The sequence below is a fragment of the Quatrionicoccus australiensis genome, assembly GCF_020510525.1.
GTDB classification, from domain to species: domain Bacteria; phylum Pseudomonadota; class Gammaproteobacteria; order Burkholderiales; family Rhodocyclaceae; genus Azonexus; species Azonexus australiensis_B.
The window spans coordinates 778,623-791,901 of record NZ_CP075188.1 but is presented as its reverse complement, the minus strand read 5'-3'; the positions used below and the strand labels follow the sequence as shown (position 1 = coordinate 791,901).

Here is a 13,279-nt window from a genome sequence, read left to right as displayed (position 1 = left end):
CCAGCGAGCCACCGGGATGAGCCGCCATCAGATTGGCGGTGCTGTCGAGCTTGATGACCCGCCCCTGCTTCATCAGGGCGATGCGACCGCACAGGGCTTCAGCCTCTTCGAGATAATGCGTGGTCAGGATGATGGTGTGCCCCTCGGTATTGAGACGGCGCACGAACTGCCACAAGCCCTGACGCAACTCAACATCGACCCCCGCCGTCGGCTCGTCGAGCACGATGACCGGCGGCTTGTGCACCAGCGCCTGGGCGACCAGCACGCGCCGCTTCATGCCACCGGAGAGACGGCGCATATTGACGTCGGCCTTGCTGGTCAAATCAAGGTTGTGCAGGATCTCGTCTATCCAGTCGTCGTTCTTGCGGATACCGAAATAGCCGGACTGGATCTGCAGGGTTTCACGGACATTGAAAAACGGGTCGAAAACCAGTTCCTGCGGCACAACACCGAGCAAACGGCGCGCCTCGCGAAAATCCTTGACCACATCGTGACCGAGCACTTTCAGCGAACCGGAATCCGCCCGCACCAGACCGGCCAGCGACGAAATCAGCGTCGTCTTGCCGGCACCATTCGGACCGAGCAGACCGAAAAACTCGCCTTCGGCGATTTCGAGCGAAACCCCGGCCAGCGCCTGCAGCGAGCCAAAATGCTTGACGACGTCAACGATGGAAACGGCAGCCGGCATAGCATCCCCCTCAGGCGAGGGGCAACAGTTCGGAAACGCCGTAAAGCTCAGCCAGGGAACGAACGCCGGTTGGAATATGGGCAAATTTGAGCGTCGACCGTGTAGCCGGTGCCGCACGCAGCCAGCCAAGCATCACAGCCACAGCCGAAGAGTCAGCCTCGGTCACGCAGGAAAAATCAAAGATCTGTTCCCCCTCTGCCAAAGCGGAACAGCCTGCATCAAGCAGGCTGCGCGCATTCGCCATGATCAACGGCACCTTGACAACCAGGCGCCCGGCTTCACGCTCGATCATTTTTTATCGGCCTTGGCTACGGGATCAAGCGACTTGTTCTTCGCCGAAATGGAGGCGATCAAACCATCGATGCCGGAGTTGCGAACTTCCTGGCCAAACTGTTCGCGATAGTTGGTGACCAGACTGATCCCTGCCACCGTCACGTCATACACCTTCCAGCCGGCCTCCAGCTTTTCCAGGTTGTAGTCGAGCTGAACCGGCTTGCTGCCCGGTTGCAGAATATCGGTACGGACCAGCACATCGGTTTCACCCGGCGCCATCTTGAAGGGCTTGAAGACAACCTTCTGGTTCTTGTAGCCAGTCAATGCGTTCGAATAAGTACGCACCAACAGGGTCTTGAATTCAACAACCAGTTGCTGCTGCTGGGTAGCATTCGCTTTCTTCCAGTCCTTGCCGACCGCAAGTGCCGTCATGTGCGGGAAATTGAAGTGCGGCAGGACCTTCTTGTCGACCAGCTCGATCACCTTGTGGGTGTTGCCATTCTGGATATCCTTGTCCTTGCGGATAATATCCAGAACCTCTTCCGTCACCTGCTGAATAAGCGCGTCTGGCGCCTCCTGGGCATGGGCCGAGGCAGCGACAAAACCGGCAAAGAAGAGGGCAAATAGCTTTTTCATCATCGTCATCTGAGTTGAATCAATCATCCAGCCGCGGCGGGCGGCCATCGAAAACCTGGTTGCGGCGACGTTGCAGATAGGCGTCACGCACATAGGCGTACTTGTCCAGAGCAGCTTCCTCAACCACCTTGTCCGCCGGCAACAGGCTGGCCCGAATATCGACGACACGCAGCGCGTTCATGCTGTTGCGCACGGTAACCGGCCGCACATAACGCACCGGATCAGCAAAGGAGTCAGCCCCCCAGCCTGCCGTATCGCGCAGCGTGCGCGGCCCGATGATCGGCCAGTAGAGAAAGCCGCCATCCGCCACGCCCCAGACCGCAAGCGTCTGACCGAAATCTTCATCATGCTTTTCCAGCCCGAGTTCGCTGGCGACATCAAAGAGACCCAAAATGCCAACCGTCGAATTGATCAGCAAACGTCCGGCGTCAATGCCGGCATCGGCGAACTTGCCCTGCATCGCGCTGTTAACACCGATCCAGAGATCACCGGTATTACCGAAAAAATTACCGACACTGGCTTTGACCGGCAGCGGCGCGGCCTTGTCATAAGCCTGCCCGAGCGGCTTGATCAGCGCCTTGTCCACTGCCTCGTTGACCGAGAACATGGCGCGATTGAAACCCTCGTAAGGGTCACGCGGATTATCTTCGGCCACGACACTTCCGGCGAACGTCAACGCCATCAGGGCACCGAGCAGCAACCGGCTTCGCGAACCAAGCCGCAACAATTCAAGCTTCACCGTCATTTTTTATCCTGTCCTTCTGCCGCCTTGCTGAAAAGAAACTGACTGATCAGCTTTTCGAGAACCACAGCCGACTGCGTTTTGGTAACGGTATCGCCCGCCTGCAACATCTTTTCATCGCCACCGACATCAAGGCCGACATATTGCTCACCGAGCAAGCCAGCCGTGTAAATCGAAGCGAAAGTATCTTTTGGGAAGCGGAAACGACCATCGATGCTCAGGGTCACAACCGCCTCATAGCTCACCGGATCAAGCCTGATATCGGTAATCCGGCCGACCAGCACGCCGGCACTCTTTACCGGCCCGCGCACTTTCAGCCCGCCGATGTTATCAAACTTGGCTTGCAGCGTATAAGCCTCAGACAGGTTGGCCGACGAAAGGTTGCCTACCTTTGTCGCCAAAAACAACACAGCTGCAAGGCCCAGCGCCACAAAAAAGCCGACCCAGAGGTCGAGAGCGGTACGGTTCATGAAGTTCCCCGGAACATGAACGAAGTGAGAACGAAATCAAGTGCAAGAATGGTCAAGGCCGATGTCACCACGGTACGTGTAATCGCCCGTGACACCCCCTCGGCCGTTGGCACCGAATCGTAACCTTCGAAAACAGCAATCAGCGATACCGCGATGCCAAAAACAAAACTCTTGATGATGCCGTTCCAGATGTCGTAGCGCCAATCAACACCAGCCTGCATTTGCGACCAGAAGGCACCATCATCAACACCAATGAACACCACGCCAATCAACCAGCCGCCAAGCACACCCATCGCGGAAAACATCGCCGCCAGCAGGGGCATGGAGATGATGCCCCCCCAGAAACGCGGCGCCACGACACGGGCGATCGGATTGACCGCCATCATGTCCATGGCCTTCAACTGCTCGGTTGCCTTCATCAGACCAATCTCCGCCGCCACCGAGGTGCCGGCGCGAGAGGCGAACAACAAGCCGGCAACTACCGGCCCCAGCTCACGCGTTAAGGACAAGGCCACCATGATGCCGAGCGCCTCGGTCGACCCGAAACGCTGCAAGGTTTCAAACCCCTGCAAGCCCAGCACCATACCGACAAAAAGACCGGACACTAGGATGATCACCAGCGAAAGCACGCCACTGAAATAAATCTCGCGCAAGGTCAGGGGCAGGCGACGGAACGCCGTGCCGGAATGGGTCAGGATGGCGAACAGGAAACGCGTCGCAAAACCCAGCCGCCAGATGCGCTCCACAACAGCATGACCAAGCTTGCGCAACAACACCGCCGGACTAGACATGCGCACCTCCGGCCAGAAATTGTTGCTTCACCGAAGGCGCCGGGTAATCGAAACGAACCGGACCATCAACCTCGGCATGCACAAACTGGTGCACAAAAGGATCGCGCGAGGCGCGGATTTCATCCGGCGTCCCCTCGGCAACAATCTGACCATTCGAAATGAAGTAGATGTAATCAACAATCTGCAAGGACTCCTGCACATCATGGGTCACCATGATGGAGGTCGCCCCCAGCGCATCGTTCAACTTGCGGATCAACTGGCCGATCACGCCCAGCGCGATCGGATCAAGGCCGGTAAAGGGCTCGTCATACATCACCAGCATCGGATCAAGCGCCACCGCGCGCGCCAGCGCAACACGCCGCGCCATCCCCCCGGACAACTCTCCAGGCATCAATTTATGGGCACCACGCAGACCAACCGCCTCGAGTTTCATCAAGACGAGATCGCTGATCATTTGTTCGGAGAGGTCCGTGTGCTCGCGCAAAGGAAATGCCACGTTATCGAACACGGAAATATCGGTAAACAGCGCGCCAAACTGGAAAAGCATGCCCATTTTGCGCCGCAGGCGATAAAGCTCAGCCTCCGACATCTCGCAAACCTGATGCTTTTCCAGACGAACACGCCCCCCGGTCGGTCGCAATTGACCACCGATACAGCGCAGCAAGGTCGTCTTGCCACAACCCGAGCCCCCCATGATGGCAACCACCTTGCCGCGCGGGATCTTCATGTTGATCCCCTGCAGCACCGGCCGCCCGTCATAGTTGAACTGAAGGTCTTCGATATCGACCAGAATGTCGTCCGACAAAGCACCACCCTCGAAAAAGTCGTGCGATTTTAGCAGACTCGCCCGCTAACACCGCCATCAGACATGGCTAATATCGCGAAACAGACGTGGAATTTCCCCTGAAAATTGGTTCATCGCGCTTTACCGGGGAATGCGGCCTTGATCTTCAGGAAGAAGTAGGCTGAGTCACGAAATCCGTAGGCCATGCGCTTGATGACCTTGATCCGATTATTGACGCCCTCGAGGATGGAGGAATTCATTGGGTAGATGGCGGAAGCGAGAATCCCACGGAGATACTTCCGTAATCGCCTAGCGAACTGGATGGCGGGAGCAAGTTGGCTTTCGATGGCAAGGCGATACCAGCGCCGCCACCGTTGTGCCCCCTCTCGGACGGACGGGGCAAACCAGATTTCCTTGAGTTCGGTTTTCAGGAGATAAACAGTTGCCAACGGTGCGTTGGCGGCAAGTAACTCCTCGAGTTTGACGGCCTGCTCCTCTTGCAGGTTATCCCGGTTGCGCAGCAGGAGCCAACGGCTGCGCTTGATCACTTTTCGAGCCGCGGGTTGCTCGCGCAGGGCGTTGGCCTGATCGACGCGAACGCGATCGACCACATCACGGCCAAAGCGCGCCACCACATGAAAGAGGTCATAGACGACTTCGGCATTGGGGCAGTGTTTGCGCACTTCCAAATCGAATGCGGTATTCATGTCCATCGCGACGGCTTCGATCTGTCGGCAAGCTTCCTCCCCGAGCAATTCAAAGAAAGGCCGAATGGCCTCCCGACTATTGCCTTCTCCGACCCAGAGTACCCGCATGCACTGGGCGTCCATGACGACGGTGGCGTAGCGATGCCCTTTGTGCAACGCAAACTCGTCCATGACCAAGCGCCGGCTCCCCTTGGCGTTGAATTCACCGTGCAGGCGCTCCAGGCGCTGATGGTCAATGGCCTTGATCGTGTGCCAGTGAAGCCCTGTCAGTTGGGCGACATGAGCAATCGGCAGGAGTTGCGCCAGGGCTTCCACCCAGGCCCGGACCCGGTGGGTGATTCGGCTGCGCTTGTCCAGCCAGGCAATCTGCTCCACCACCCGAGCACCACAGTGATGGCAGTCCATCCGGCGAATCGGCACATCCAACCAGACTCGACGATCAAACCAGTCGCGCTCTCTGATGCGTCGCCGATTCCGTTCGTGAACCAGAACGCAAGGGGCTTGGCAGGATCCGCAACAGGCGAGTATTTCTGGTGCTTCGGAGAGACTGATCAGCAGAGAGCCGTCGGCCTCTTCGCAACACGAATCAACAACATGCCCTTCCCAGAATTGAAGGGCCAACATAGCATTCGACATGGCAGGGGTTTGGAAGATTGACTTGTTTGGCGACGATCAATCTACCAACGCCGAACCCCTGCCTCCTATCTCCGCTTCAATCCGTCAAGCCCCGCTTCCCCGGTAAAGCGCGATGAACCTGAAAATTTGGGTAGCCAACGCCGCCAATTGGAGCCGGTATCAATGGGGACTCCGGGAAAGCATAAAGGGAAGGATTTCGCCGGATTCATTCGGACAGCACGAGCAGCGAGAGCGCCACAAAATTTTACAAATTCCAAATACATAAACTTATGACAAAGATATAAATTTCAACAAGGAAGTAACTCCGTCACAAAACCTCTTTCCGATGAGATCAAGCCCGATGAGAGTCGGCGTAACCACTTTGGCGCCTCATTGCCTGATGCTGATCGCCTGTTCGAGCCCCGCGCCACACACGCCACACAAAGGACACTTGAGCGCCGAGCTTGCGGCACCAACTCGAGTGCAAGCTCAACCCTACCAGCCAGCAGCACCAGCACCTTCTGCAGAAAGTCGGGAAGATTTTCCCTCAGCAGAAACTTACAGCGTGATCGTCAACAACGTCGCCGTGCACGACCTGCTGTTTGCGCTGGCCAGAGATGCAAAGATCAACATTGACATCCACCCCGGCATCACTGGCCTCGTCACACTGAATGCCATCGACCAGACACTGCCGCAATTACTGACCCGGATCACGAAGCAGGTGGATATGCGCTTCGAGATGGAAGGCAAAAATCTGGTGATCATGCCAGACACACCTTTCCTGCGCCGCTACAGCGTCGACTACGTAAATATTTCCCGCAACATGAGCGGCACCATCGCCGCAAATAGCCAGATCACAAGCGGCTTGCCCGGAAGCACCGCAACGCCATCCAGCTCAGGCAACTCGGCCGGCAACGTTTCGAACACCCGGATAGAAAACACGTCGAAAAACCAGTTCTGGGAATCGCTGGAACAAAACATCAAGGACATCCTGCGCGAAACCGACAAGGTATTCCCGGAGGGCTCCAGCGAAACGCAGATCGAACAGAGCAGCAACCAGTCCGCAACCGGCCTGGTTGCTCTCACAAATGGCATCGGCAAACGCGGCACCCAACACGGCCAACTGCTTCAATCCGCACCAACCGCCAACACCAGCGCTCAAGCCAGCGGCAACACCACACTGCGCCGCAGTACCTTTCGCGAAGCAGCATCCGTAATCATGAATGCGGAAAGCGGGGTCATTGCCGTGCGAGCAACGCAACGCCAGCATGAGCGTATCCAGGAATTCATTCAACAGGTGGCCAACACGGCACAGCGCCAGGTGTTGATCGAGACCACCATCGCCGAAGTTACGCTGAAGAATGGCTACGAGCAGGGCATCGACTGGACACAACTGGGCGGCAAAGGCCTCATCGAATATCTGGGCAATCCCCTGAAAAGCACCGTCAACATGCGCTACACCCGGGATCAGAATCCCAACGCGCTGATCAGCCTGCTCGAAACCTTCGGAACGACCAAAGTACTCTCCAGCCCCCGCCTTTCGGTACTCAACAATCAGACCGCACTGCTCAAGGTTGTTGAGAACTATGTCTACTTTACGGTCAAGGCGGACACCACCAGCACCGCCAACGTTGGCACATCAATCACGTACACGACGACACCGCAAACCGTATCGGTCGGACTGGTCATGGGCGTGACACCGCAAATCAGCGCCAACGACATGGTTACCCTGAACATTCGACCAACGATCACCAGCGTTGGCCGCGAAATAGCCGACCCGAACCCGGATCTACGCAAAAACGGCATCGAAAACCTCGTTCCCATGATTCGCACCCGGGAAGTCGAATCAGTGATGCGCGTTGCGAATGGCGACATCGCGATTCTGGGCGGCCTGATGGAGGACAAGGTCGACTATCAGACGCAGCGCGTTCCATTGTTTGGGCAAATACCGCTCGCCGGGGAATTGCTGAACAACCGCAACAATCAGAGCCAGAAATCGGAGTTGGTCATCTTCCTGCGCCCGATCATCGTCAAGGATGCTGACATTCATGGCGACTATCGGAGCCTGCGCGAAATGCTTCCCGAGAAAAACTTTTTCAAGCAACCCGATGAAGCCCGACCTTTCACCATCATCCCCAACCCTTGAGGGAGGCTCTCGCAAATCAGGTGGCGCTCACCTGCCGCTTGGTCAAAAGCTGATCGGGAAGGGACTACTCTCCGAAGACCAGCTACGCATCGCGCTGCTGGAGCAAATGCAGCGGGATTTGCCGCTCGGAAAACAGCTGGTCGCACTTGGTTTCATCTCGGAAGCCGTCCTCCGCGAAGCCTTGTCGGAGACACTGGGCCAACGCAGCATCGACCCAGGCAAGGCCATTATCGATCCACTGGCCATCCGGCTGGTTCCCCATGCCGTGGCAAAACGTCATCACGTCCTCGCGCTGGCTTACGACGAACAGTTGCAGCGCCTGACGCTGGCCATTCCCGATCTCCACGATATCGTTGCCCTTGATCAGGTGAAGAGCGGACTCGCAGAAACAGTCGAGATCGAAACCTGGCTCGCCGGAGAGTCGGAAATCGACCTCGCCATTGACCGGCATTACGGACACCAGTTATCGATAGACGGCATTCTGCACGAGCTCGAAACAGGCGAAATCGACTGGTCCAGCCTGTCGACCGCCAGCGACGAATACCGCCAGCCGGTCGTCCGTCTGGTCGACGCGATCCTCAGTGATGCCGTCAAACGAGGCGCATCCGACATCCATTTCGAACCGGAAAACAGCTTCCTGCGTATCCGTTATCGAATCGACGGCATGCTGCGCCAGATTCGTGTCCTGCACAACGCCTGCTGGCCACCCATGATCGTACGCATCAAGGTGCTCGCCGGAATGAATATTGCCGAGAACCGCGCCTCACAGGATGGCCGGATCAGTCTGAGCATTTCCGGACGACCAGTTGACTTCCGGGTTGCCAGCCAATTGACCCTGCATGGCGAAAACATTGTGCTGCGCATCCTTGATCGCCAAAAAGGCATCGTCCCGCTCGACCAGCTCGGCCTGAACGAAAAACAGCTGACGCTGTTGCAAACCATGATCGCGCGCCCGGAAGGCATCATCCTGGTAACCGGACCAACCGGCAGCGGCAAGACAACGACGCTCTACTCGGTGCTCAACCATCTCAATGCCGAGGGGGTCAATATCATGACGCTGGAAGACCCTGTCGAATATCCCTTGCCGCTGGTCCGCCAGACATCGATCTCTGAAGCAGCCCGCCTTGATTTCGCCAACGGCATCCGGTCAATGATGCGGCAGGATCCCGATATCATTCTGGTCGGCGAAATCCGCGATGCCGATACAGCCGAAATGGCCATGCGAGCAGCCATGACCGGCCATCAAGTCTACTCCACCCTGCATACCGGCTCGGCGATTGGCAGCATCCCCCGGCTACTCGACATCGGCGTCCAACCCGGCATCATCGCCGGCAACATGATCGGCATCGTGGCCCAGCGCCTGGTCCGCCGCCTCTGTGCCCACTGCAAGCTTCCTTACTCGGCAACACCGGATGAAATGCGACTACTCGCCCTACCGGTCGACACCGAAAAAACCACAATTTTCCGCGCAGCCGGCTGCAAGCACTGCGACTTCCAGGGCTACCGCGGTCGCCTTGCCATCATGGAAATCCTGCGCGTCGATACCGCGATTGACGAACTCATCGCCCGCCAGGCAAGCGTCCACGAGATCAGCAACCAGGCATTGCAAAGCGGATTCACTCCCTTGATCGACGATGGCTGCCGCCGCGTCCTTGATGGCAGCACATCGCTGGCCGAACTCGGCCGCGTCATCGATCTGAGCAGCCGGATGTAGCGATGCTCTTCAAATACCGGGCCATCGATGAAGCGGGACGTCGTTCAGTCGGCCGACAGGAGGCTGCCAACGCCCTTGATCTGGAGATGCGACTCAAACGCATGGCACTGGAACTCATCGACTGTTCCCCAGCCCGAGCTCGCCCGGCTTTAATCCGGCGCGGCATTGCTCGCCCCGAGTTGATCAACTTTTGTTTCCATCTCGAACAACTGACCCGCGCCGGCGTCCCTCTGCTCGATGGCCTGAGAGATCTGCGCGATTCGCTCGAACAGGCTCACTGGCGCGAGATTGTCAGCAGCCTGATCGAACGGATCGAAGGCGGCCAGACCCTGTCGCAAGCAATGGCTGCACAAGGCGGCACGTTCAATCAGGTATTCACCAACCTTGTCCAAGCCGGCGAAAGTTGCGGCCAGCTACCGGAAACCCTGGCCAGTATTGGCGAATCACTGCGCTGGGAAGACGAACTCGCCGCCCACGCGAAAAAGCTGCTGATCTATCCGGGCCTGGTCGCCACGATCATCACCGCCACCACCTTGTTCCTGATGATTTACCTGGTCCCGCAACTGAAGCCGTTCGTGAAGAACATGGGCCAGACCTTGCCGCCACAAACCCGCCTGCTGTTTTTCATTTCCGAGCTTCTGGTTAACTACTGGCCGGCTTTCCTGCTCGCGCCGCTGCTCCCTGTTCTCGCCTGGCAAATACTTCGCCGCCACACCCCTAACACCAGGCTTTACCTCGACGCTGCCAAACTGCGCCTGCCGCTTATCGGCAACATCCTCAAAAAAATCATACTTTCCCGCTTTGCCAACACCTTTGCCCTGCTATACGCGGCAGGCATTCCCATCCAGGAAGCCATCCGGACCACCCGCGACACCCTCGGCAACCGCGCCATGAGCCAGGCGGTAGCGCAGGCAGAACAGGCCATCCATGAAGGTCGCAATGTCGCCAGCGCATTTTTCGACACAGGGCTCTTTCCGCCTCTGGTCATCCGCATGCTGCGGGTTGGCGAAAACACCGGCCGGCTCGATACCGCCTTGCGCAATGTCAGCTATTTCTACAACCGCGACGTCCGTGAATCGGTCGGCAAGGCACAAGCCATGATCGAACCGACACTGACCGTCGTCATGGGGCTCCTGCTCGGCTGGATCATGCTGGCAGTCATCGCCCCCATCTATGACGTGATCAGCCGGATCAAGCTATGAGCCGATGCCGCCTGCTCCATCTCGACCGTCATCAGACACTGACAGCCTATCGCCGGCAAAACGACGACTTGCTTCAGGAAGGCTGCTTCACTGCTGACGAAGCCGGCCTGAACGATTTTTCTGCCTACTTGCACAGCCACCAGGATGCCCCCTATCGACTCCTGAGCGACCTCGCTGACGAGGAACTGGTCGTCGACAACATTCCCTTCCTCCGCGGCAAAGACAGGCAGGCCTTGATCCAGCGCAGGATTCAGCAATACCTGAACGGCGCACAGCTGCACACGGTGATTTCCCTCGGCCACATCAAGGGACGACGCAAGGAAGAAAGCCTTCTCTTCACCGGGCTGAACAAGGTGCAGCACCTTGCCCCCTGGCTACAACGAATCGCCGCAACTGAAGCCCCGCTTGCCGGCATTTACTCGCCTCTGCAGCTGAACGGCCGTTTACTGCGCCAGCTCACCGGGCACAACCCGCATTGCCTGCTGCTAACCCAACAGGCAGACACCTTGCGGCAAAGCTATCTGAAACACGGCCAGACCATTTTTTCGCGCACGACAGCGCTGGGCAACGCAGACGCCAAAAGCGCCGCCCTTCTGATCACCGGCGAAGCGACCAGACTGCAGCAATACCTGGTCGGACAACGGCAAATCGAGCACGATGCCCGCCTGGCGGTCCACATCATTGCCAGCCCGAAAATCATCGAGGCCCTGCGGGCAAGCGAGCAAAACGATGCAAACCGGCAACTCACGCTCACCGACATCCCGAGCGCAGCTCGCCAACTCAAACTGAATCACGCATCAACAGACGCCGGATGCGAACATCTCTTCCTGCCCCTGCTTGCGCATGCACCGCCCCGGCAACAATTCGCGACCGCAGCCCAGCGCCAGGACTTCCGCCTTTGGCAAACCCGGCGCGCATTGACTGCAGCCAGCTTCTGCATCCTGCTTGGCAGCGCCCTCTATGCCGGCGAAGAAAGCTGGCGGACTCAGACCCTGCATCAGGAAAGCGCAGAATACGCCAGCAGCGAAATGCAACTGCAGGCGCGCTACGCAGAAATTGCAGCCACCTTTCCGCAACTCGATATCGACAACGAAAGCCTGCGCCACCTGACCAATCGTCATCGCGAACTGCAACGCCGGCAGGCCAGCCCCGAGGCAATGTTTCAACTTCTCGGCCAGGTGATGGACGAGCATCCACGCATCGAACTTGAAAACATCAAATGGGAAATTGCCATTCCCGAGACGTCGACCGCTGGCAACCACCCTGCTGCAGAAGAAATAACCAGCATCAGTGGCTGGATTCGGGCCGATGAACATTCGCCCCGGCAGCAAACCCAGGTCAGCCTTGAACAGTTCGTCCAACAACTACGCAGCATACCGGCGACCCAATTGACACTCACCCGCCAGCCCTATGCAATCTCGCCAGATCAAGTCCTGCGCAGCAACGAGCAGCGAGATGCGCAGACCGGGCATTTTTCCTTGTTTTTGAGCCGCCCCGGATCACTGTGAACAGAAGCCAACACAATTTCGTCCGACTGGCGAAACCGTTGCTCGGGCTGGCCGCATCGCTCCTACTGGCACTGGCATTGGCACTCTGGAGCCACAACCTGGCTTCGCAGGCCGAACAAGCGCGTGATACATCCCGGAAAAGCAAAAACCAGATCGAACTGCGCCTGCAACAAGCCGCTGCGGAAAAAGGCGAACTCGGCGAACGGGCGGTCCTGTACCGGGAGCTACAACGCATCGGCATCACCGGCAAGGACAGCCGCTTGGCTTGGGCGGAAGTCATGGACAGCGTCGCCAAGGCTTTCCAGACTCAAGACATCAGCTACGAATTCGCCCCCCGCGTCCCCCTCGACAAAACGTCGGGAAATGTCTGGCCCTATTTCAGCAGCACCTTGCATCTGCAGTTCAAGCCACTGCATGAGGCAGAGTTTCTGGCCATCCTCGCCGACATACAGCGGCGGGCACCGGCTCTGGTACTGCTAAACAGTTGCCAATTGAGCCGCAGTCCAACGCCTGACGAGGGAGCGCTACGGCCATTGAGCGCTGACTGCAAAATGCAGTGGCTCACCGCCCAGCAAGACAGGGGGGAACGATGATATTTCGACAAATCCTGACGCCCCTGACGGCGCTCCTCCTTTTCAGCAGCGCAAGCAATGCGATCGGGCAAGAAAAATTGGGACGCCTTCTGCTGACACCGGAACAACGCAAAACGCTGGAACAACAACGCAGAGCCGCACCGGTTTCCGACTCGGAACAAAGAGATGCCAAGCTGATCTTCAACGGCGAGGTCAGGCGCAGCTCCGGCAAAAACACTTACTGGATCAACGGCACTGCAAGTCATGACGCCGACACCGGAAAACCCCCGGTTGCCGTTGGTGACCGCTACGACAGCAACAGCGGCACCGGAGAGAGCCTGCTCCGCGACGGAAAAATCAGCATTCGGCGGGGCGACACTGCGCAATGAAGAAAAAGACATATGCAAGCGGCCAAAAGGGCATGGCGCTCT

Annotated in this window: 13 protein-coding genes and 1 pseudogene; 6 read left to right on the top strand and 8 right to left on the bottom strand. The window is 57.9% G+C overall.

Translation table 11 applies throughout. The annotated features are described in order from the left end of the window. Positions 1-25: 25 nt before the first annotated feature. The 8 genes and pseudogenes from KI612_RS03870 to KI612_RS03835 all read right to left on the bottom strand — a co-directional run. A pseudogene (locus KI612_RS03870) lies at positions 26-688 on the bottom strand (ABC transporter ATP-binding protein); the annotation flags it as partial. Between the two features lie 10 nt (positions 689-698). After that, complete coding sequence (locus KI612_RS03865) at positions 699-980, bottom strand: STAS domain-containing protein (RefSeq protein ID WP_226442522.1); 282 nt, start codon at positions 978-980, stop codon at positions 699-701. Further along, positions 977-1,600, bottom strand: a complete 624-nt coding sequence (locus tag KI612_RS03860) for an MlaC/ttg2D family ABC transporter substrate-binding protein (protein ID WP_226442521.1) — start codon at positions 1,598-1,600, stop codon at positions 977-979. Before KI612_RS03860 ends, KI612_RS03865 begins: the two co-directional genes overlap by 4 nt. 16 nt (positions 1,601-1,616) lie before the next feature. Continuing rightward, entirely contained in the window at positions 1,617-2,342 is a 726-nt protein-coding gene (locus KI612_RS03855; RefSeq protein WP_226442520.1) for an MlaA family lipoprotein, read from the bottom strand. Further along, the gene (mlaD, locus tag KI612_RS03850; protein WP_226442519.1) at positions 2,339-2,809 is read right to left on the bottom strand and encodes an outer membrane lipid asymmetry maintenance protein MlaD; all 471 of its coding nucleotides are present in this window, start codon (positions 2,807-2,809) and stop codon (positions 2,339-2,341) included. Before mlaD ends, KI612_RS03855 begins: the two co-directional genes overlap by 4 nt. Then, positions 2,806-3,600: a lipid asymmetry maintenance ABC transporter permease subunit MlaE gene (mlaE, locus tag KI612_RS03845; RefSeq protein ID WP_226442518.1), complete on the bottom strand. Its 795-nt coding sequence runs from the start codon at positions 3,598-3,600 to the stop codon at positions 2,806-2,808. Before mlaE ends, mlaD begins: the two co-directional genes overlap by 4 nt. After that, positions 3,593-4,405 carry an ABC transporter ATP-binding protein gene (locus tag KI612_RS03840; protein ID WP_226442517.1) on the bottom strand — a complete coding sequence of 271 codons (813 nt, stop codon included), beginning with the start codon at positions 4,403-4,405 and terminating at the stop codon, positions 3,593-3,595. Before KI612_RS03840 ends, mlaE begins: the two co-directional genes overlap by 8 nt. Positions 4,406-4,515: 110 nt before the next feature. Beyond that, complete coding sequence (locus KI612_RS03835; protein WP_226441412.1) at positions 4,516-5,727, bottom strand: ISL3 family transposase; 1,212 nt, start codon at positions 5,725-5,727, stop codon at positions 4,516-4,518. A gap of 430 nt (positions 5,728-6,157) precedes the next feature. Here KI612_RS03835 and KI612_RS03830 point away from each other — a divergent pair, with 430 nt between their 5' ends. Genes KI612_RS03830 through KI612_RS03805 form a run of 6 tightly spaced genes read left to right on the top strand, consistent with a single transcriptional unit; the run spans position 6,158 to position 13,237 of the window. After that, positions 6,158-7,852, top strand: coding sequence for a pilus (MSHA type) biogenesis protein MshL (locus tag KI612_RS03830; RefSeq protein WP_226442516.1), 1,695 nt, complete (start codon positions 6,158-6,160; stop codon positions 7,850-7,852). Continuing rightward, positions 7,815-9,566 carry a GspE/PulE family protein gene (locus KI612_RS03825; protein WP_226442515.1) on the top strand — a complete coding sequence of 584 codons (1,752 nt, stop codon included), beginning with the start codon at positions 7,815-7,817 and terminating at the stop codon, positions 9,564-9,566. Before KI612_RS03830 ends, KI612_RS03825 begins: the two co-directional genes overlap by 38 nt. Positions 9,567-9,568: 2 nt before the next feature. Then, a complete protein-coding gene (locus tag KI612_RS03820; RefSeq protein WP_226442514.1) occupies positions 9,569-10,768 on the top strand; it encodes a type II secretion system F family protein in 1,200 nt (399 codons plus the stop codon). Continuing rightward, positions 10,765-12,276, top strand: coding sequence for a hypothetical protein (locus KI612_RS03815; protein WP_226442513.1), 1,512 nt, complete (start codon positions 10,765-10,767; stop codon positions 12,274-12,276). The genes KI612_RS03820 and KI612_RS03815 overlap by 4 nt, the downstream gene beginning before the upstream one ends. A gap of 38 nt (positions 12,277-12,314) precedes the next feature. Next, positions 12,315-12,869 carry a hypothetical protein gene (locus KI612_RS03810; RefSeq protein ID WP_226442512.1) on the top strand — a complete coding sequence of 185 codons (555 nt, stop codon included), beginning with the start codon at positions 12,315-12,317 and terminating at the stop codon, positions 12,867-12,869. Next, complete coding sequence (locus KI612_RS03805; protein WP_226442511.1) at positions 12,866-13,237, top strand: hypothetical protein; 372 nt, start codon at positions 12,866-12,868, stop codon at positions 13,235-13,237. Before KI612_RS03810 ends, KI612_RS03805 begins: the two co-directional genes overlap by 4 nt. The last annotated feature ends 42 nt before the right edge of the window (positions 13,238-13,279 follow it).

Excerpts from the sequence above, each read along its gene's own strand:
- KI612_RS03860 (WP_226442521.1), bottom strand. The coding sequence starts at position 1,600 with ATGATGAAAAAGCTATTTGCCCTCTTCTTTGCCGGTTTTGTCGCTGCC.
- KI612_RS03835 (WP_226441412.1), bottom strand. The coding sequence starts at position 5,727 with ATGTCGAATGCTATGTTGGCCCTTCAATTCTGGGAAGGGCATGTTGTT.
- KI612_RS03815 (WP_226442513.1), top strand. The coding sequence starts at position 10,765 with ATGAGCCGATGCCGCCTGCTCCATCTCGACCGTCATCAGACACTGACA.
- KI612_RS03825 (WP_226442515.1), top strand. The coding sequence starts at position 7,815 with ATGAAGCCCGACCTTTCACCATCATCCCCAACCCTTGAGGGAGGCTCT.
- KI612_RS03865 (WP_226442522.1), bottom strand. The coding sequence starts at position 980 with ATGATCGAGCGTGAAGCCGGGCGCCTGGTTGTCAAGGTGCCGTTGATC.
- mlaE (WP_226442518.1), bottom strand. The coding sequence starts at position 3,600 with ATGTCTAGTCCGGCGGTGTTGTTGCGCAAGCTTGGTCATGCTGTTGTG.
- KI612_RS03820 (WP_226442514.1), top strand. The coding sequence starts at position 9,569 with ATGCTCTTCAAATACCGGGCCATCGATGAAGCGGGACGTCGTTCAGTC.
- mlaD (WP_226442519.1), bottom strand. The coding sequence starts at position 2,809 with ATGAACCGTACCGCTCTCGACCTCTGGGTCGGCTTTTTTGTGGCGCTG.
- KI612_RS03805 (WP_226442511.1), top strand. The coding sequence starts at position 12,866 with ATGATATTTCGACAAATCCTGACGCCCCTGACGGCGCTCCTCCTTTTC.
- KI612_RS03855 (WP_226442520.1), bottom strand. The coding sequence starts at position 2,342 with ATGACGGTGAAGCTTGAATTGTTGCGGCTTGGTTCGCGAAGCCGGTTG.